Below are 17749 nucleotides of genomic sequence, written 5' to 3' on the forward strand. Positions count from 1 at the left end.
TCTGTATAACGACTTGTCTTCCACCCGCATAGCGGGTGGTTTTTTGTTTCGCACGCTACGCGTGCTCAACGGACTAAAGTCCATAAAAAAGTTCTCGCTTAAATACCCAGCGAGAACTTGATTACGATTAACGCCGCGATGCCGGGGATTCCGAGCAGCCCGCTGACCCCGGCAGTCGCAAGATTGATGGGAATATGCATACTGAACGATTCACCAATGACATTTAGCAGGAAAAGCAGCAATGCGCCTACTACAAGACGAATCGCTAACCTACCAATCCATTTTATTGGGTGAAATGAAGCACCTGCAGCCATGATCACGATAAATAATACTAGTATACCAAGGATCAGAAATATATAGTTATTCAAAGGACATGCCTCCTCATCCATAGATAAAGAAACTCTGTGTTTATCTTCACCAATGTTTCGTTTATACAATGTATGAAAGCATGTCCTTTTTAGAACCTTATCGATCCATGAATTGTTTCAATTCGCGAACTTCTTTTAATAAGTAGAAATACTTAGCTTCCGCAAGCTTTAGCTGGTGCAGCACCTCATCGGATGGATCAATGCTGGCATCAATCACTTTCTTCTTGGTCATCCATTCTGTTTTGCATTTGTTGAGCAAATCGAGAAGGGATTCAGTCATCTCTTTGCGCAGTGCGCCCTTTTTTCTGCCAAACATCGCCAACATCTCCAATCCCCCTGCAAATCCTTTTGCAGGCGCAAACAGCCGCTAATCTTTTTAGTTAAGGCTCTGTTAAAGTTTTTATGTTGTTTTTCAGCATACAGCTCTATTTACGCATCGGTTGCTCGCATCAACAGGCGCAGCCGTGAGCAGTCCCTGAAGCATCCTCAGGCAAGACATCCGTCTGTGAGGTCTTCCCTGACCTGCATCAACTGTTTTGATCACGGATGAGTCTCGTGCCTCGCATCCTTGCTCGTCTATGGATAAAAAACAACATTAGATTTAAGTATAACTTTAGTTACAGTTCTCTGCGTCCCTCTAGCGCTTTGGAAAGCGTGACTTCGTCCGCATACTCCAGGTCACCGCCGACAGGCAGGCCGTGGGCGATCCGCGAGGTTTTCACCCCGATCGGTTTAACAAGACGCGAGATATACATCGCGGTCGCTTCACCTTCAACCGTCGGGTTGGTTGCAAGAATAATTTCTTTCACGTTTTCATCTTCCAAACGCCTAATGAGTTCTGCTACCTTGATGTCTTCAGGACCAATACCATCCATAGGTGAGATGACACCGTGAAGCACGTGATACAGACCGTGATAATCCCGCATCTTCTCAAGCGCCACCACATCCTTCGGATCTTGCACCACACAAATGGTGGAGTGATCACGAGAGGAATCATCGCAAATCGGGCACGGATCATGGTCACTGATGTTTTGGCACACAGAACAATACACTAATTTACGTTTCACATCGACAAATGCTCGTGCAAAGTCCATGACATCTTCTTCATTCATATCTACCGCAAAAAACGCCAGGCGCACGGCCGTTTTTGGTCCAATACCCGGGAGTTTCATGAAACTGTCTATAAGTTTTGCGATCGGTTCAGGATATTGCATCGCAGAATCTCCTTCCACTGGTTGTCAAAAGACCCCTGAAATGATCAGCAGCGAATTCCGGTTCCAAATTATACGGAATTCGCCGCTTTTCGATTATCAAGAGCGCCCGCGTATTAGAATCCGGGCAGATTTAAACCTTGGGTAAACTTGCCAAGCCGTTTTGTTGCTAATTCATCTGCGTGGGTAAGCGCGTCGTTAACCGCCGCAACGATTAAATCCTGCAGCATCTCCACGTCGTCCGGATCTACAGCCTCAGGCTGAATGGTAACATCGACGATTTCTTTCTGGCCGCTCGCCTTAACTGTTACAACGCCGCCGCCAGCAGTTCCTTCTACGATTTCCTCCTTCAGTTTTTCCTGGGCTTCCGCCATTTGTTTCTGCATTTTTTGCACTTGACGCATCATGTTGTTCATGTTTCCTCGCATCATATCAATCGCCTCCATAATCCATTAATCTTTAATATCAATTAAATCAGGACCAACAAGTTTTTTCGCCTCAGCGATCATTGGATCTTCTTCCGCTTTCTCGCTTTTATCTTCCTGAGAGGATTGCGAACGCTCAATGAAATCTTTTTTCATCTTCGTCCACGTTTCTTCAGGAACAGGGTACATAGTTTTTTGCTTTTTCGTTACGTCCTGTACGATAGACTGGACTAACTCCATAATATTGTTTTTATTCTCCATCACCATTTGGCAATGAAAGTCATATTTAAAAGCCTGAACAAAACCTTGTAAAGAACTGGCAACCGGCTGGCTTTCCAACATCCAGGCATGGGCAGCCACATTTTCGGCGCGGATTTTCGTCATGACTGTCGCCCACACCGATCGCAGCTCACGCAGTTCCTCTTTAGTCGCCTCATCCAGCACATGGTTAATTTGCATCGTAGGAACCCGTAGACCACTGTTTCTTCGCGGCGCACGCGTTTGACTCATTTCCGGCGGCTTTTCCTGCCGAATCATGACTTCCGGTGACTCTGACCATTTTTTTACCTGATTCTCTAATGTGGCAATTCTCTTTTCCAGTGCATCGCCAACAAACGAAGTTTCCGTTGGCACAGCTTGAGAGATATTCGCTGGCAGGCACAAACGAACAACAGCCATTTCAAGTAAAATACGCGGATGATTGGTTCGCTTCATTTCAATAAATGCGTCATTCATCTGGCTGATCACTTGGAAGAGCCGATCTGCAGCGACTCTTTCCGCTTGTTCGCGAAAAGCATCATCGACATGGGGCCGTGTCAGCAGGTCTTCTAAATCTGGTGATGTCTTGTAAAGCAACAGATCTCGATAGTAGAAGATCATTTGCTCAATCAATCGAAGCGGATCCTTACCTTGATCCAGCAGCTCACCTATTTTCCCGACCGCTCGAGCAGCATCGCCAGCTTCCAGTCCGTCGATAAGTTCACGGATCATTTGATCGGAAACCATCCCGGTGACATCCAGCACATCCTGAACCGTCATCGTGCCATCACTATAAGCCACAGTTTGATCTAAAACACTTAGTGCATCGCGCAAGCCGCCTTCGCTTGCTTTAGCGATCAGTTGAAGTGCCTCATCTTCCGCATCAATTTTCTGGTCCTGAACAACAAAATGCAGACGGTCAAAGATCTCAGACGAGGGGATACGTCGAAAATCAAACTGCTGGCATCGCGAAATAATCGTCAGTGGTATTTTCTGCGGCTCAGTTGTTGCCAGAATAAACACTGCATGCTCGGGCGGTTCTTCCAAAGTCTTCAGCAACGCATTAAAGGCACCTGTTGAAAGCATGTGCACTTCATCGATGATATAAACTTTATAGCGAACCTCACTTGGCGCATACTTTACTTTATCGCGAATGTCACGGATTTCATCGACCCCGTTGTTGGAAGCAGCGTCGATTTCAATCACATCGGCGATGCTGCCGCTCGTAATCCCTCGGCATGCTGCGCATTCATTGCACGGCTCAGCGACCGGGGCATGTTCGCAGTTAATCGCTTTTGCAAAAATCTTCGCGGCACTCGTTTTGCCTGTTCCGCGCGGACCGGTGAATAGATAGGCATGAGAGAACTGCTGTTTGGTCAGGGCGTTCTGAAGAGTCTGGGCAATATGCTGCTGCCCGGCAAGATCATGAAAATTCTGGGGCCGGTAGACTCTGTAAAGCGCCTGATAGGCCATCTTCCTCCCCCTTCCACCGAATACGCTCGGCTTGAATGATATACGTTCATTATAACGGTAACCGTGCGTGATTGAAACCGCGGCGGTCATTCTTTCTCCATGAAAAAACAAGGGCTACCGAAAATTTCTTTTCGATAGCCCTTGTTGCTTTATTTTTAACGCCGTGCACCTTTCGTCGATCAAGGCGCCATGAACGCTTCTCAAGTCGTTAGCTCGGCCCAGGCAACCCCGCGGCACACGAAAGGTCTCACTTACTGCTGCTTCCTTCCGGACCTGACAGGGTTCATGAGTTTCCGTTGCGCAGGACCCAAACGTCAACACCACGTGCTTGAGGCTGCTCCACAACGTCGAGACCTCATGAAAGGAATTCAACCTCGCTACAGCGGATTGCGAGTTACAGGGCACCGCTACCTCCCCATCTAGCACGGCTAATTTGATAACAAAAGTAATGGCGGAGGCGAGAGGATTTGAACCCCCGCGGCGCCGAACGACGCCCTAACTGATTTCGAGTCAGTCCCCTTCAGCCACTTGGGTACGCCTCCACAGCCAAATACCGTAACATAGATTCGCTTCCAAAATAAATGTACACGACTCAATTACTGATAATTCGTTACGACGAAGGTTAGTTTAACATAAAAATACAAAATCAGCAAACAGATAAGAAATTATATTGAGCCGCTTGTTCACCTATTACTTTATTTTACGTTATTAGGATCAATCGCCTTTGAATAATAGTTCAGGTCCACTCTTTGTTCCCATCCCTGGGCTTGCCAAAATGATTTTCCTAGTTCATTCGTATCTAGGACCATTAATCCCGCTCGAGTAATGCCGATTTGATCTAACGCATAATATACCGCCTCAAGCAAAGCTTTTCCGATACCACGACCACGGTATGTAGGTTTCACAACCGTATGGTAAATGTATCCTCTTCGTCCATCATTTCCACATAGAATAACACCAATGATTTCACCATTAAGTACTGAAACAAAATTTGTCGTTGGATTTCTCAACAAAAATTTAGCTATTCCGTCTTTTGAATCATCAAGGCTTCTTAATCCCATCCCGCTTGTTGCTGTCCAGATTTGATAAACTTCTTCATAATCATCGATTGTCATCAGTCTAATATCCATTTTTGTCCTCTCCCCTGTTTGAATAGATGTATGAGGAATTCCCTGTTTATTTACTCAAAGACAACTATGACCGTTCTGTCTGCTCCTCACTTTTTCCCTTTTTCTTATTCTCTCGCAGTTTCCTGAAAAAATCGGTTAGCATCTGACCGCATCGGGCGCCCAGAACACCGGCGGCGACCTCGGCACGATGATTGAATCGGTCCTCTTGAACAAGATTCATCAACGTACCTGCGCATCCGGCTTTTGGATCTGCCGCACCATAAACAAGTCGATCAATTCTTGAAAGAACGATTGCGCCGGCGCACATCGGGCACGGTTCTAATGTGACATATAGGGTGCATCCGGACAAGCGCCATGTGCCCAGTTTTCGGCTCGCCTCTTCGATCGCCATCAGCTCGGCATGCGCGGTCGGTTCCTGCAGTGCCTCACGTTTGTTATAGCAACGAGCAATCACTTCACCATCGCTCACAATCACCGCGCCGATCGGCACTTCACCAATTGCTTCTGCTTTTCCGGCTTCAGCGATGGCAAGCTCCATAAACTGTTCATCCTCTGATAACACGGGCACTCCTCCTGTCTGAACAGCAGTATACCGAATGGCAACGTACAATTCAAATCAAAAAAAGAAGCGCCCCGTCAACAGGAACGCCTCCTCTTCAAATTTACAACCGTTATTCTTCTTCGTTAGAAAGATGGAGCTTGTTGATTAGTGCGAAGAACAAGCTGAGCAGTACACCGACAATCGTTGCTAGACCCATACCGTTCAACGGCACCTTGCCAATGTTAATGGTCACACCGCTGAGACCGGCAGCAAAGATTACTGTTGCCAAAATAATATTCTGCGCTTTGGCAAAATCAACTTTTTTCTCAACAAAAATACGGAAACCATTTGACGCAATCACTCCGTACAAGATCAGCGAAATCCCGCCGATGACTGCTAAAGGAATCGACGTGATCAGTGCAGACAGCTTGCCAACAAAAGATAGAACAATGGCAATGACCGCCGCACCGCCAATGATCCATGTCGAATACACTTTGGTAATCGCGAGCACACCGATGTTTTCGCCATAGGTTGTGTTCGGTGTCGATCCGACAAAGCCTGAAATGACCGTCGAAATACCATTGCCGAACATTGAACGGTCAAGACCAGGATCCTTAATCAGATCTTTCCCGACAATATTGCTCGTAACCATCAAGTGGCCGATATGTTCCACAATGACTACCAGCGCAGCCGGAAGAATAATCAAGATGCTGGCCGTATCAAAGGACGGGGTGTAAAAATGCGGTAAAGAAAGCCATTGGGCATCCACAACCGAACTGAATTTCAAGAGTCCCGCCGGCCAGGCAATCAAATAGCCGGCAACGATGCCGATCAGAATTGGAATGATTTTCAAGAATCCGCGGAACAGTACCCAACCGAGAATAGTAATTAAGATCGTCAGTAGCGAAACAAGAACCGTATTCGGGTCCATTGCCCATTTAACCGCTCCTGCCGGTGCAATCAATCCGGCACTTGTTGCCGCCGTAGGAATCAGTTGCAATCCGATTATCGCAACAATTGACCCCATCGTAACCGGTGGAAACACAACATCAATCCATTTCGTACCAACAAGATGAATAATAAATGAAACAATAATAAAGACCAAGCCGACGGCAATAAATCCCCCTAAAGCCGCTTGATAGCCGTGTGTACCAATAACCGCAAGCACCGGCGAGATAAAAGCAAAGCTTGACCCAAGATAAGCCGGGATTTTTCCGCGGCATATCGCAAGATAAATTAATGTGCCTATACCGTTCATCAACAAGATGGTCGCGGGATCAACTTTGAAGATAAGAGGTACAAGAACCGTAGAGCCGAACATCGCAAATAAGTGCTGAAAACTTAAGGGAATACTTTCAACTAAAGGAAGTTTTTCGTCCGTTTGAACAATGCGTCCAGCCATTTGCATCTCCTCCATATATGTATTATGTCCATCTTGTCTAGTATAGCGGAAGTCACGTGTTTCAGAAAAGATTAAAACGAGGGTCATTCAAAAAATTTTTTCCACAAAAAAAAGAAGACGCCTCAGCGCCTCCCTTTTTCATTCTATATTAGGCTTAGTTCTTCGAACCGATGCCGATAAATTGCAGGATATAAAGGAACAGGTTAATGAAATCCAGATAGATTGAAACGACAATCATCGGAATGTCCTGATCGGTAAAGCCGTGAACCGTCAGCCTGCTGAAATCAAACAGAGTGTAACCTACGAAAATCAGGATACCGATTCCAGAATAAATCTGCGCAGTCATGCTGGATACCGGGAAGAACACACTGGATAGCTGAAGCAGCACAAGTGCAATCAATCCCACGAAAAGGAAGCCGCCCAGGAATGAGAAATCACGCTTGCTCAGCATTGCATACACCGCAATTGCACCGAACGATACTGTTGTTACCGCAAATGCTTTAAGAACAAGCGGCCCGCCAAGCAACTGAGTGTAGTGATTGACAGCTGAGTACAAGGTTACGCCCGAAATAAACATAAACCCATACATTAAAGAGTAGCCAACCGCTTTGCGTTTTCTCACAAACATCATCATGAAGATCATGCCCAGTTCCAGGAACCAAAGTGGAAATCTCACAGCATCAGGAACATATTGTCCAAGATAAAGGCCCACTGTGGTCAACAGCAATCCGGAAAAAAATGCTGAAAACAATTTAGAGTACGGCTTTCTGACTGCCTGAGTCGTAAATTCAACCATAAATCTCATCCTCCTTTAAAGGCTTGTAATAAGCATACGCTAAATATTTTTAAAAAGTTTCCGTGTCCCATTATTTTTATGCGATTGTTGTCCTATTTAAAAGGCTTACATTCATTATACAAAGAAAATTTTAAAAAGCAAAAATAAGAAAAAGACGGCTTCCATAAGGAGAACCGTCTTCCTCACCTTTTGACTCGGTCTTATTTTTGATGGCGCCTTGCATTCACTTCAAGAATTTTTCCTGATTGTGTTTGCTGTGTTTCACCGTTCACTTGATAGGGCGAATGCTTAGCATGAGACATGCCATAACGCTTGATCATTTCATCGGTTCTGCCTGGCTCTTTCACCTGTCATCCCTCCGTATGATCGTTATTTCGCTGCTTTTGATGTGCAGAAAACATGCGTTCTCCAGGGCGGTCTTTAATCGTCCCATCAGCACGTTTCGATACGTGCGACGGATCCGCTCCCGGCCACAATTCATCTTCGTTCTGCACACTAAATCGTGTTCCCGGCTTATCCACCAAGGTCAAAACCTCCTTTTCAAAAGGTGGTTTTATTATGTGCCGCATCGTTTTTTCTATTCTAAGCAAGGAAAAATTTTTCCCGTGTTTGATTGATCTTTTACTTCTTACTCTGTGCTTCTATGTAGCGTTTTTCTTCTGAGGGAGACAATAAGCCTGTAGCTTTTCCAATTGTGCCCCCCTGAAGCTTCCAGATTGTATTATGGTCGCGATCGGCCTTTGAAAAATCACCTTTTTTCCATCGCATGAGAATGTCTCGATACGTTTTTTCATAGGCAAATTTGTTTTTATCTAAGGCTTGGAGCAACCAGTCGATTCGATTCTGTGTAATCAGGATCGAGCCCCATTTCTGATCGGCCTTTACTTTTTGATGAGACATTTCATGAATGATCAGTTGCATATCGTCATCGGTTAAATCATTGATCTTTTTTTGTTCGCCAAACGGGTTTTTCTTATCATTAGGATCAGCCTGATTGATCTTTCCAATCATTTTTTCCGCCGTTTTTTCACGCAGCGCGCTATGCTGCTGCTTCTGATAAAACAAATACGCGGTACCACCCAGAATAGCAAAAATGATCAGACAGCCAAGCACGATGAACAATACGTTTTTCATCTCAGACTCCCCCTCTCCGCTTAGCGTACTTGAGAACAGGAAATTACGCAATCAAAAAACCGTCCAACACGCAGGTTGCGCATCAGACGGCATTTTTTCTTATAATTTTTCAATGATTTTATCAACGAAACCATATTCCTTCGCTTGTTCGGCAGTCAGGAAGTTGTCGCGATCCGTGTCCTTCACGATCTGTTCATAACTCCGGTTAGACGTTTCAGAAAGAATCTTGTTCAATTTTTCCTTAGTCTTCAAAATATGTCTTGCGCTGATTTCGATGTCGCTTGCCTGGCCTTGGGCACCACCAAGCGGCTGGTGGATCATCACTTCACCGTTCGGCAAAGAAAGTCGTTTGCCCTTTGTCCCGGATGTGAGGATAATCGATGCCATCGATGCCGCCATGCCAACGCAAATCGTTTGAATATCAGGCTTAATAAAATTCATTGTATCCAAAATGGCGAAGCCCGCAGAAACCGATCCGCCAGGACTATTGATATAGATGGAAATATCCTTTTCCGAATCCTCTGATGCTAAGAAAAGCAACTGAGCAACGATGCTGTTCGCAACCTCATCGTTAATTTCCGAGCCTAGGAAAATGACGCGATCCTTCAGCAAGCGCGAGTATATGTCGTAGGAACGTTCACCCCGATTGGATTGTTCAATCACATATGGAATAAAAAATGATGACACAGTAATTCCTCCCTGTAGTTCATTTCTGATTTTATATAACCTCAAGCAGCGAGTAAACAGCGGATTCCTTGAGGGCCACTTGGCATCCGCTGCGCTTTCGTGCTCCGTGCAGCGGTCTCTTCTCGGTATAAAGCAAGTAGCTGCTCAGTATCGCCGCTTTGAAAGGCTGCGATGTAGCGATCCAACAGCGTCTCATCCAATCGCTGATCCGGATCAGCCAAGCGCGACAGGATTCTTTTTCGCGCTCGATGGTAGATGACGCGTACGTTTCCTTCCGATTCGCCGCATAATTCGGCAACCTCAGATGCAGTTAATCCCCAACCTGCCTGCATCAAGTATACCAGTCTTTGCCTGACATTTAATCGATTCAGCACAATTCTCATCGCTTCTGTCAGCCGCTCGGAAGTTCCAACCCCTTCATTACGACTTGCAACATCGTCAAATGAATCCTTAACAAGCTCAGGAACATGCGCTTTGCGATGGTGATCAATCCACGCATTTGAAATGATGCGGAATAGGTAGGCTTTCGTTACGGTCCTTACTTTATTTGCTCTCCATGCATTAAATATTTTGATCAGTGCACGCTGGAACAGATCGTCACCATCCCATGCAGATCCCGTGAGCGCCATGCAATACCGCCGCATCGATGCCATATAGGGGCGAAGCATCTGTTCAAACTGATCATCCACTGAAATAGTCCTGCCTGCCAGCTGCTCCTTCATAAGCCGCCTCCTTCCTTACGTTATATACTTGAATAAACGAAAAAAGCTTCTTTATTGTTACAATGCTTCTATTTTTTTGATTAGAAGGTTCATTCTTTAATCATATATTTCGAGAACTGTTCGCAAATTCCTCTAGCCAATCATTCGCCGCAGAGACAAGAAACGTACGATCAGCCATAGGATTGCTCCTTTCATCAGAAGCGTCATGCTTATTCTTGACTGTAGCAAAAAAGGAAGCGACATTCAAGAAAAGCAGCTATTCCCTCGATCTAAAAGTAAAATGTTTTATAATGAAAAAATAAACAATTGATTAAAAGAGCGGAGGGATCAGATGTTTCTCGTTATTGTAGAAGCTGCAATTTATCAAGATGGACGCTGGTTGATCATCAAACGGAGCGAAAAAGAGAAACACGCGGCAGGGCTGCTCGCACTCGTCGGCGGAAAAGTAGATCTCGAAGATCATCCAAATGATATTTTAGAGCACGCGATGCGACGCGAAATCAAGGAAGAAATCGCTATCGAGGTGAACGATCTCAGATATGTGAAAAGCGCCTCATTCCTACTTCCCGATGGCCGGTGCGCGCTGGAAACGATTTTCTTTTGTCGCCCGAAATCCGGTATCCCGCACGCCGTCAGCGCCGACGAAGTTGCCGAACTCTACTGGATGACCACAGACGACGTGTTAAACCATCCCAGCGCGCCGGATTACCTCAAAGATCAGATCAGTCAAGCAGCGAAGGTACTACATGATTAAATCATAGCCATTATTAACCCATGAACGTACTGTCTAAACCGATTGGCATCGATTAAAATTCTTTTTCTCCGTACATTGTGTTTTGCTCCCCATCCAACGTTCACGCGCTGTCGTGCTGATCAAAGTGTTTCTTATGCGCCTCCAGTTCGTTTACAGTTCAACGGTACTCTGATTTCAGTTCCCCTCAAAAAAATTAGATTGTTCTTGTTAAATTGTGAACAAATTGTGTATATTTTTTGTCTGTTTTGTGATATTGTTTGTGCCAATGAATTCAAATAGAGTGAGGCATTCATTGACAATGAAAAGTACTTTTTTAAGCAAGCGCATGGGTATTACATTATTGGTTGCAGCAGCAATTGTTATTGCGAGTCTGGCTATTTACGGGGAAGTGGTCGACTATAAGGCTACTCAGAGTATTAAGACAGAGCAATCTGTTGATCGTTATTCATTTCGAAGCAACAGAACAATTTTATTGCAATTAAAAAATGGTTATGTGATTCATTTAGATTTAAGTTCTGTTCCGCTGAACATCCAGCGTGGAAACAAGAACACACTTTATCGTGTTCCCGGTACTCTTTCTAAATATAGCGCCGCGAACAAAAATCGCGGATATGTTTTAACGTTGACACCAAAAGAATATAAATCGTTTAATGAGGAATTCTTAAATAATTATGGCCAAGCCGGAATGTTCGTACATAACAAACAAAATCATTCTGAGTTGGTTTATGTTTCAATCTAGGTTACAGCAATTATTATCATAACTAATTAAAATATCATGTACGATGTAGAAAAAAGAGTGCCATCAGTGCACTCTTTTTTTGGTTAATTTTCATACCCCCATTCCAAGAAGAACTGTTCAAAATCCGCCCAAACGAAGTGAATCCAATTAATACGCAAACCGTACCCTGCTTTCTCTCTTCGTAATTTCTCATCTGATTCTAATGATTTTTTCATTTTATAATTATTATAATTACTTTGCATTCAAATGATTTTGTTACCATTGGAGGAACACAGAACATGTTCAGACGACTCATGAGAACGATGATTTTGCTTGTCTATTTATTAAGCCCTCTCCCTGCAATCTTCATCGTCTATAAAGCAAATCCGCCTGCCTATCAAACACCAAAAGACTTATTACCTATGGTCATTGGTGCTATTGCTTACACTTGGCTGCTTGCAGAACTTGTGATTAGCGCTCGCCCAAAATTTCTTGAACGTTTCTTTGGACTAAATCATTTTTACAAATTTCACGGTAGCGCAGCGCTTGTCGCAATCGTTCTCTCATTTCTTCATAAACAACTCGAAGAAGCCATCTGGTCGAGCTATCTGCAAACGGTTCGCCAATTAGGAGATCTGGCCCTTATCTTGTTTCTCGTTCTTGCGGGCCTCTCACTGATTTTTATGACCGATCTCATAATACGGAAAATAAACGTTCTTCATTTTATTAGGAATTGGTTGGAAAAAAAGCACATTCTCGACTTTAAATATAACGTGTGGATACACAATTTAAATGTGATCGCAATTGTTCTTGTGTTCCTCCATGTCTTTTACTTCAGCGCTTTTTATCGAAAAAATTTCTGGATATGCGGAGTGTATACACTTTACTTTTTTATTGCTTTCGGCAGTTATTTCTACCATAAAGTGTTGAAAATTAAGCACGCCAAACGTCATCCTTATACTCTGATACAAATTACTCCCGAATCACCAATGATACATACATTTGTTTTCAAACGTGAACGGGGTAATGTCCCACATTACAAAGCAGGTCAATTTGTCTTTATTCGGATGCTTGGGGCCGGTATATCTGAAGAAGAACACCCTTTTTCAATAACATCCAACCCAAACGATCGTCGCTATCTGTCTGTCACCGTCAAATCAATTGGCGATTACACTTCTTTTATTCCAAAAGTACCACTAGGGACCCGAGCAATAATTGAAGGACCCTACGGAATTCTCGGAAACAGTGTTTACCATACAAAGTCCGATCTTGTGCTCATTGCAGGAGGTATTGGCATTACGCCGATGCTCAGCATTTTGAAAGATCTCTGCCATCGGAACAGAAAACGCCGTGTTATTCTTTTTTGGAATGTTCCAAGCACGAAAGATTTGATTTCCAAAAATGTATTTAATTACTTAATCGAACAAATGCCTAAATTTACTTTTGTTCCTATATTATCAAGAGAACCTAATAATAATGGTGAATCTGGCCACTTAAATCGTGAAAAGATTGTTCGTTATTTATCAGAACGTCGCTTTAGAATAAAACGTACGCATTATATCATCTGCGGTCCTTCAAGAATGATGGATTCAGCAGTAAAAACGTTACGTGGGCTAAAGGTACACAAAAAGAAAATTCATTTTGAAAATTTTTCAATGTAAAGGGAGACACTCAACCATGTTGTCGATGAAAAAAACAATTGTATATTTTTTACTCATAACCATGCTTATTCTGACAGGCTGCGAGAAACTAACCACACAGTCTATTGGCAAAACGGTACATTCAAAAGCCGGACAATTACATTTAAATAAGAAACGCAAATTCACGCTCTCTCAATTAAGTACGTATAACGGTAAAAATGGACGTTCCGCTTATATTGCCGTAAAAGGAATGGTGTACGATGTAACCCATGCTCCCGATTGGCATAACGGAAACCATCACGGCGTTCAAGCGGGACAAGATCTTACAGCAGCGATTGAGCACTCGCCACATGGAGCTTCAGTCCTTGCTGCTGTCCCCATCGTTGGTTATTTAGTGAATGAGCGCCCTTTGGCTACAAAACAACCATCGAGCGGCACGACATCCCCTTCAAAACAAAGTGATAAACGAACATTCACCTTAGACGCATTAAAGAAATATAATGGGCAGAATGGACAACCTGCCTACGTAGCCGTTAAAGGGAAAATATATGATGTGACTCATGCAGCCGGTTGGCATAATGGACGTCATCATGGGGTACAAGCGGGGCAAGATTTGACCACAGCAATTGAACGTGCACCACATGGCGTATCCGTCTTATCCTCCGTCCCGGTCATCGGCTATCTAGCAAACAAAAAAAATAGCGTTACAAATAAAAACATGACTAAATCAGCTTCAAATCAAAATAATCAACGAACATTCACCTTGGCTGCATTAAAAAAATATAACGGACAAAACGGGCACCCCGCTTATGTTGCTGTTAAGGGGAAAGTTTATGACGTGACACACGCACCCGGTTGGCATAACGGGTACCATCATGGGGTACAAGCGGGGCAGGATTTAACTACAGCAATTGAACATGCACCGCACGGTACGTCTGTGCTCTCATCGCTTACCGTCATCGGATACTTAAAATAACAGACACACCAGTAGGATAAATTTATTTGTAAACAAAACCATGTAATTATTATCTCGTATCATTTATCTCATTGTTCTGTTTAAAACGTATAAACGTCTGTTATTCGTTCTTATTTTGACGAATAACAGACGTTTTACATTGTATTCCTAACCCTACTTGAACGTTTAGACACTATATAATGGCCCTGAGAGGAATCGAACCTCCGACGCACGGTTTAGGAAACCGACGCTCTATCCACTGAGCTACAGAGCCGCAACTCGCACATTTTTTGCGACATAGAGTATTATACAAAAAAAGAAGAGCTTTGAACAGGGCAACGTATGTTAGCGGCACAAATAAAAGCAGCCCTTTTTTAGAGAGGACTGCTTCCGCATCATCGGTTATGGCCGAAGATCACAGTTTTGTAACGTTTGCTGCCTGAGGTCCGCGGTTGCCTTCAACAATGTCGAAGCTAACTTCTTGACCTTCTTCAAGCGTTTTGAAACCGTCGCCTTCGATTGCAGAATAGTGTACGAATACATCATTTCCGCCTTCTACTTCAATGAAACCGTAGCCTTTTTCTGCGTTGAACCATTTTACCTTACCGTTTTGCATCGTATAATTGCCTCCCTAAAACGTTGCGCTGCCCGCGCGTGAACTAAAACCATTCACCATTTAACAACAAAAATGAGCACATAAAAAACAGACCTTTCCAGAAGTAAAAACTACTACACTTCTAGGAAGGGTCTTCATTCTTACATCCAGATCTTATATTAAGTAGTAAAATGGTTTATTACAATATAGCACAATCCCGATTTTGTGTCAATAAAATCCCATTTTTGTAAACGGATACTTCCTTGATATATCAACCTTTATGCTGTCAAGAGCATCGATGGTCCACCCGGTTAACGTGCTGATTCTATAATCGACCCATTTCGATTTTTTTATACATCATTTGCAGACTTTCTTCGTTTTTTTTTCACTTTTTTTTGCATATTAAGCGTGATACACTTAATGAATCGTATAGGTGTTCTTATTTTTATATGTAATTTTTATATGAAAGGGCGTCAAAGATGATTGAATCCGCATTGCCATCAAGTAAACTGATCTCTGTCGCCGGAATGGTCGGCATTGGGAAAACGACTTTTGCCACAGTTCTGGCAGATCGTCTGCACTATCGTACGTCCTTTGAAAAAGTGGATGGAAATCCTTATCTTGATTTATTTTATCAAGACTTTGAACGCTGGGCTTTCCACCTTCAGATTTTCTTTCTCGGAGAACGTTTTAAGGAAACACAAAAGATGACAGGCTGTTCGGAAAGTTTTGTCCAAGACCGGTCGATTTATGAGGATACCGGTATTTTTGCGAAAATGCACTATGAAAAGGGTACGATGTCTAAGGCAGACTATCAAACATATACCAGCTTGTTTGATGCAATGGTGATGACTCCTTATTTCCGTCATCCCGATTTGCTGATCTACCTGCACGGTTCACTTGACGCGACTGTCCGAAGAATCTGCCGACGCGGACGCGGCCTTGAAAAAGAAACGCCAACCAGTTACTGGGAAGAAATGTTCACACGCTATGAACGATGGATCGACCAGTTCACTGTTTGTCCGGTTCTGAAGCTCAATATTGATGACTATGATCTGATCAATAATCCTGTCTCTGTCGACCGCATTGTCACCCGTGTTCAAGAATTGCTAGAAGAAAAAACAAGTTGCAGCCGTTAAAAAAAACTCGTGAGGTGGAATTATTCCGCCACCTTACGAGTTTTTTTATTCATTTTTCTCTTTACTTGTTGTCTGCTTTTCTTGATTTTGCTCTTCATTGGACACTTTCGGTTTTCCCGGATTCAATGTGATTCCAAGATCTTCAATCATTTTCGTCAGTCTGGCGTCATTGTTCACTTTCTGATGAAAAGGCATGGCGCACCTCCTATGATTTTGACCGTTTGAGCTAAGTTTGCTCAGTCCTTAGGTGTAATTTTTTCTAGATTCTTCATGTATGGTCTCAGCACTTCCGGAATGACTACGCTGCCGTCTTTCTGCTGGTAATTTTCCAGGATTGCGGCTACCGTGCGGCCAACAGCGAGTCCTGATCCATTAAGCGTATGCACAAATTCAGGCTTCGCCTTTGGCGCGCGCCTGAAACGAATATTTGCTCGGCGTGCTTGGAAATCTTCAAAGTTACTGCACGAAGATATTTCCCGATATGTGTTCTGGCTTGGAATCCAAACTTCAAGGTCATATTTTTTCGCTGCAGTAAAGCCGAGATCGCCGGTGCAAATGGCAACCACACGATAAGGCAGGTTGAGCAGCCGGAGCACTTCTTCAGCGTGTCCCGTCAATTTTTCGAGTTCGTTATAAGAATCCTCAGGCTTTACAAAACGCACAAGTTCAACTTTATTAAATTGATGCTGGCGGATGATGCCTCGTGTGTCTCGCCCAGCCGAACCTGCCTCAGAACGGAAACAAGCGCTATATGCGGCAAAGGCCACCGGCAGCTGGTCGCCGTTCAGAATCTCGTCACGATAATAATTCGTCACCGGTACCTCGGCTGTAGGGATCAGGAAGAAATCGCGCTCGTCAGCAATTTTAAAAGCGTCCTCTTCGAATTTGGGCAGCTGTCCAGTACCCGTCATGCTGGCTCGGTTCACCATATATGGCGGCATGATGACTTCATAGCCATGCTGATCCTCATGAAGATCGAGCATAAAACTAATCAATGCACGCTCCAGGCGCACGCCCAGTCCTTTATAAAAGACAAAACGGCTGCCTGTTACTTTACCGGCACGCTCGAAATCGAGAATATCTAGATTTGTGGCAATATCCCAATGTGCCTTTGGTTCGTCATCGAATTTGACAGGCTCTCCCCAGAAACGGATCGGTTTATTGTCATTCTCATCATCACCCACTGGAACGCTTTCATGAGGAACATTTGGTATAGACAGCATAACTTGCTTCAATGCTTCCTCAATTTCGTTGAGCTGGCCGTCCAGTTCTTTAATGCTGGCGCTGACTTCGCGCATCGACACAATCAGATCCTGCGCATCTTCCTTTGCCCGTTTTTTGACAGCAACTTGCGCCGAAACTTCATTACGCTTTGCCTTCAGCACTTCAGTTTGGCTGATCAGTTCTCGGCGTTTATTGTCCAATTCAGGAAACTTCTCAAAATCGCTGAGATCTTCACCCCTTTTATTTAATTTTTCCTTGATTTCATCATAATGATCCCGCAATCTTTTCATGTCGAGCATCGTTCTCTGCCTCCTAAAAATAGAAAATCCCGTCCCCTAAAATGAAGGGACGAGATATAACCCGCGTTGCCACCCAAATTGCCGGCTTATCATACACAGTCTGCCGGCCGCTTAATCATCGATAACGGAAATGACCCGTGTCATCAACCTTACAGTTGATCCAACTCTCAGGGATGGATTCCTGCATAACCCTTTACCGCTTTCCACCAAGCGCGGCTCTCTATGTAAGGGCACAGGCAGTACTTATTCCCGTCATTAAGCGCTCAAAATTGACTTAT

At 43.9% G+C, this 17749-nt stretch carries 22 protein-coding genes, 2 tRNA genes, 1 other RNA gene and 1 other annotated feature; of the genes, 5 read left to right on the forward strand and 20 right to left on the reverse strand.

What is annotated here, in order from left to right; all coding sequences use genetic code 11:
* Positions 1-98: 98 nt before the first annotated feature.
* The 16 genes from P343_RS35025 to P343_RS35090 form a co-directional block, all read right to left on the reverse strand.
* Positions 99-368: a pro-sigmaK processing inhibitor BofA family protein gene (locus tag P343_RS35025; protein ID WP_023511587.1), complete on the reverse strand. Its 270-nt coding sequence runs from the start codon at positions 366-368 to the stop codon at positions 99-101.
* A 97-nt stretch (positions 369-465) separates the two neighbouring features.
* Positions 466-684: a YaaL family protein gene (locus P343_RS35030; RefSeq protein ID WP_031264241.1), complete on the reverse strand. Its 219-nt coding sequence runs from the start codon at positions 682-684 to the stop codon at positions 466-468.
* Between the two features lie 301 nt (positions 685-985).
* The gene (gene recR / locus P343_RS35035) at positions 986-1582 is read right to left on the reverse strand and encodes a recombination mediator RecR (RefSeq protein WP_023511589.1); all 597 of its coding nucleotides are present in this window, start codon (positions 1580-1582) and stop codon (positions 986-988) included.
* Positions 1583-1695: 113 nt separating this feature from the next.
* A complete protein-coding gene (locus P343_RS35040) occupies positions 1696-2010 on the reverse strand; it encodes a YbaB/EbfC family nucleoid-associated protein (protein WP_023511590.1) in 315 nt (104 codons plus the stop codon).
* A gap of 21 nt (positions 2011-2031) precedes the next feature.
* On the reverse strand, positions 2032-3735 hold the full coding sequence (gene dnaX / locus P343_RS35045) for a DNA polymerase III subunit gamma/tau (protein WP_023511591.1): 1704 nt from the start codon (positions 3733-3735) through the stop codon (positions 2032-2034).
* Between the two features lie 161 nt (positions 3736-3896).
* An RNA gene (gene ffs / locus P343_RS36870) (signal recognition particle sRNA large type) lies at positions 3897-4163 on the reverse strand.
* A gap of 21 nt (positions 4164-4184) precedes the next feature.
* Positions 4185-4277: transfer RNA gene (locus tag P343_RS35055), tRNA-Ser, on the reverse strand.
* A gap of 153 nt (positions 4278-4430) precedes the next feature.
* Positions 4431-4865 carry a GNAT family N-acetyltransferase gene (locus P343_RS35060; RefSeq protein WP_023511592.1) on the reverse strand — a complete coding sequence of 145 codons (435 nt, stop codon included), beginning with the start codon at positions 4863-4865 and terminating at the stop codon, positions 4431-4433.
* Positions 4866-4929: 64 nt separating this feature from the next.
* A complete protein-coding gene (gene tadA, locus P343_RS35065; protein WP_023511593.1) occupies positions 4930-5427 on the reverse strand; it encodes a tRNA adenosine(34) deaminase TadA in 498 nt (165 codons plus the stop codon).
* A gap of 109 nt (positions 5428-5536) precedes the next feature.
* Complete coding sequence (gene uraA / locus P343_RS35070) at positions 5537-6808, reverse strand: uracil permease (protein WP_023511594.1); 1272 nt, start codon at positions 6806-6808, stop codon at positions 5537-5539.
* 154 nt (positions 6809-6962) lie between these two features.
* Positions 6963-7604 (reverse strand): Bax inhibitor-1/YccA family protein, encoded by a 642-nt coding sequence (locus P343_RS35075; RefSeq protein WP_023511595.1) that lies wholly within the window; start codon positions 7602-7604, stop codon positions 6963-6965.
* Positions 7605-7804: 200 nt separating this feature from the next.
* Positions 7805-7951: a YpzG family protein gene (locus tag P343_RS36875; protein WP_023511596.1), complete on the reverse strand. Its 147-nt coding sequence runs from the start codon at positions 7949-7951 to the stop codon at positions 7805-7807.
* 3 nt (positions 7952-7954) lie between these two features.
* Positions 7955-8125, reverse strand: coding sequence for a small acid-soluble spore protein K (gene sspK / locus P343_RS36880; RefSeq protein WP_236620375.1), 171 nt, complete (start codon positions 8123-8125; stop codon positions 7955-7957).
* A gap of 100 nt (positions 8126-8225) precedes the next feature.
* The gene (locus P343_RS35080) at positions 8226-8738 is read right to left on the reverse strand and encodes a DUF6241 domain-containing protein (RefSeq protein WP_023511598.1); all 513 of its coding nucleotides are present in this window, start codon (positions 8736-8738) and stop codon (positions 8226-8228) included.
* A gap of 99 nt (positions 8739-8837) precedes the next feature.
* Positions 8838-9425, reverse strand: coding sequence for an ATP-dependent Clp endopeptidase proteolytic subunit ClpP (clpP, locus tag P343_RS35085; protein WP_023511599.1), 588 nt, complete (start codon positions 9423-9425; stop codon positions 8838-8840).
* 41 nt (positions 9426-9466) lie between these two features.
* On the reverse strand, positions 9467-10147 hold the full coding sequence (locus P343_RS35090; RefSeq protein WP_023511600.1) for a sigma-70 family RNA polymerase sigma factor: 681 nt from the start codon (positions 10145-10147) through the stop codon (positions 9467-9469).
* Positions 10148-10478: 331 nt separating this feature from the next.
* Between P343_RS35090 and P343_RS35095 the strand changes: the two genes are divergently transcribed.
* The 4 genes from P343_RS35095 to P343_RS37560 all read left to right on the forward strand — a co-directional run bounded on the left by P343_RS35095 (position 10479) and on the right by P343_RS37560 (position 14235).
* Positions 10479-10901, forward strand: a complete 423-nt coding sequence (locus P343_RS35095) for an NUDIX domain-containing protein (RefSeq protein WP_023511601.1) — start codon at positions 10479-10481, stop codon at positions 10899-10901.
* A gap of 298 nt (positions 10902-11199) precedes the next feature.
* Positions 11200-11640, forward strand: coding sequence for a hypothetical protein (locus tag P343_RS35100; protein ID WP_023511602.1), 441 nt, complete (start codon positions 11200-11202; stop codon positions 11638-11640).
* Between the two features lie 278 nt (positions 11641-11918).
* A complete protein-coding gene (locus P343_RS35105; protein ID WP_023511603.1) occupies positions 11919-13280 on the forward strand; it encodes a ferredoxin reductase family protein in 1362 nt (453 codons plus the stop codon).
* 16 nt (positions 13281-13296) lie between these two features.
* Positions 13297-14235 carry a cytochrome b5 domain-containing protein gene (locus P343_RS37560; RefSeq protein ID WP_236620373.1) on the forward strand — a complete coding sequence of 313 codons (939 nt, stop codon included), beginning with the start codon at positions 13297-13299 and terminating at the stop codon, positions 14233-14235.
* Positions 14236-14415: 180 nt separating this feature from the next.
* On the opposite strand, the gene P343_RS35110 is transcribed toward P343_RS37560, so the two are convergent.
* Together P343_RS35110 and cspD are read right to left on the reverse strand one after the other, a co-directional pair.
* Positions 14416-14488, reverse strand: a tRNA-Arg gene (locus tag P343_RS35110).
* 141 nt (positions 14489-14629) lie between these two features.
* The gene (gene cspD, locus P343_RS35115) at positions 14630-14830 is read right to left on the reverse strand and encodes a cold-shock protein CspD (protein ID WP_023511604.1); all 201 of its coding nucleotides are present in this window, start codon (positions 14828-14830) and stop codon (positions 14630-14632) included.
* Positions 14831-15288: 458 nt separating this feature from the next.
* On the opposite strand from cspD, the gene P343_RS35120 reads away from it, so the two are divergent.
* A complete protein-coding gene (locus tag P343_RS35120) occupies positions 15289-15948 on the forward strand; it encodes a deoxynucleoside kinase (protein ID WP_023511605.1) in 660 nt (219 codons plus the stop codon).
* A gap of 45 nt (positions 15949-15993) precedes the next feature.
* On the opposite strand, the gene P343_RS37280 is transcribed toward P343_RS35120, so the two are convergent.
* Both P343_RS37280 and serS read right to left on the reverse strand, forming a co-directional pair.
* Complete coding sequence (locus P343_RS37280) at positions 15994-16143, reverse strand: hypothetical protein (RefSeq protein ID WP_023511606.1); 150 nt, start codon at positions 16141-16143, stop codon at positions 15994-15996.
* A 41-nt stretch (positions 16144-16184) separates the two neighbouring features.
* Positions 16185-17471 (reverse strand): serine--tRNA ligase, encoded by a 1287-nt coding sequence (serS, locus tag P343_RS35125; RefSeq protein ID WP_023511607.1) that lies wholly within the window; start codon positions 17469-17471, stop codon positions 16185-16187.
* A 42-nt stretch (positions 17472-17513) separates the two neighbouring features.
* Positions 17514-17736 (reverse strand) — a binding site (T-box leader).
* Between the last annotated feature and the right edge of the window lie 13 nt (positions 17737-17749).

This window comes from Sporolactobacillus laevolacticus DSM 442, from assembly GCF_000497245.1.
Classification (GTDB): Bacteria; Bacillota; Bacilli; order Bacillales; family Sporolactobacillaceae; genus Sporolactobacillus; species Sporolactobacillus laevolacticus.

Bases quoted from the DNA above. Each gene is read 5' to 3' on its own strand.
- serS (WP_023511607.1), bottom strand. From the start codon at position 17,471: ATGCTCGACATGAAAAGATTGCGGGATCATTATGATGAAATCAAGGAA.
- P343_RS35030 (WP_031264241.1), bottom strand. From the start codon at position 684: ATGTTTGGCAGAAAAAAGGGCGCACTGCGCAAAGAGATGACTGAATCC.
- P343_RS35095 (WP_023511601.1), top strand. From the start codon at position 10,479: ATGTTTCTCGTTATTGTAGAAGCTGCAATTTATCAAGATGGACGCTGG.
- uraA (WP_023511594.1), bottom strand. From the start codon at position 6,808: ATGGCTGGACGCATTGTTCAAACGGACGAAAAACTTCCTTTAGTTGAA.
- P343_RS35090 (WP_023511600.1), bottom strand. From the start codon at position 10,147: ATGAAGGAGCAGCTGGCAGGCAGGACTATTTCAGTGGATGATCAGTTT.
- P343_RS35040 (WP_023511590.1), bottom strand. From the start codon at position 2,010: ATGATGCGAGGAAACATGAACAACATGATGCGTCAAGTGCAAAAAATG.
- P343_RS37280 (WP_023511606.1), bottom strand. From the start codon at position 16,143: ATGCCTTTTCATCAGAAAGTGAACAATGACGCCAGACTGACGAAAATG.
- P343_RS35080 (WP_023511598.1), bottom strand. From the start codon at position 8,738: ATGAAAAACGTATTGTTCATCGTGCTTGGCTGTCTGATCATTTTTGCT.
- dnaX (WP_023511591.1), bottom strand. From the start codon at position 3,735: ATGGCCTATCAGGCGCTTTACAGAGTCTACCGGCCCCAGAATTTTCAT.
- P343_RS35120 (WP_023511605.1), top strand. From the start codon at position 15,289: ATGATTGAATCCGCATTGCCATCAAGTAAACTGATCTCTGTCGCCGGA.
- P343_RS35105 (WP_023511603.1), top strand. From the start codon at position 11,919: ATGTTCAGACGACTCATGAGAACGATGATTTTGCTTGTCTATTTATTA.
- recR (WP_023511589.1), bottom strand. From the start codon at position 1,582: ATGCAATATCCTGAACCGATCGCAAAACTTATAGACAGTTTCATGAAA.
- P343_RS35075 (WP_023511595.1), bottom strand. From the start codon at position 7,604: ATGGTTGAATTTACGACTCAGGCAGTCAGAAAGCCGTACTCTAAATTG.
- P343_RS35060 (WP_023511592.1), bottom strand. From the start codon at position 4,865: ATGGATATTAGACTGATGACAATCGATGATTATGAAGAAGTTTATCAA.
- P343_RS35100 (WP_023511602.1), top strand. From the start codon at position 11,200: ATGAAAAGTACTTTTTTAAGCAAGCGCATGGGTATTACATTATTGGTT.
- cspD (WP_023511604.1), bottom strand. From the start codon at position 14,830: ATGCAAAACGGTAAGGTAAAATGGTTCAACGCAGAAAAAGGCTACGGT.
- P343_RS37560 (WP_236620373.1), top strand. From the start codon at position 13,297: ATGTTGTCGATGAAAAAAACAATTGTATATTTTTTACTCATAACCATG.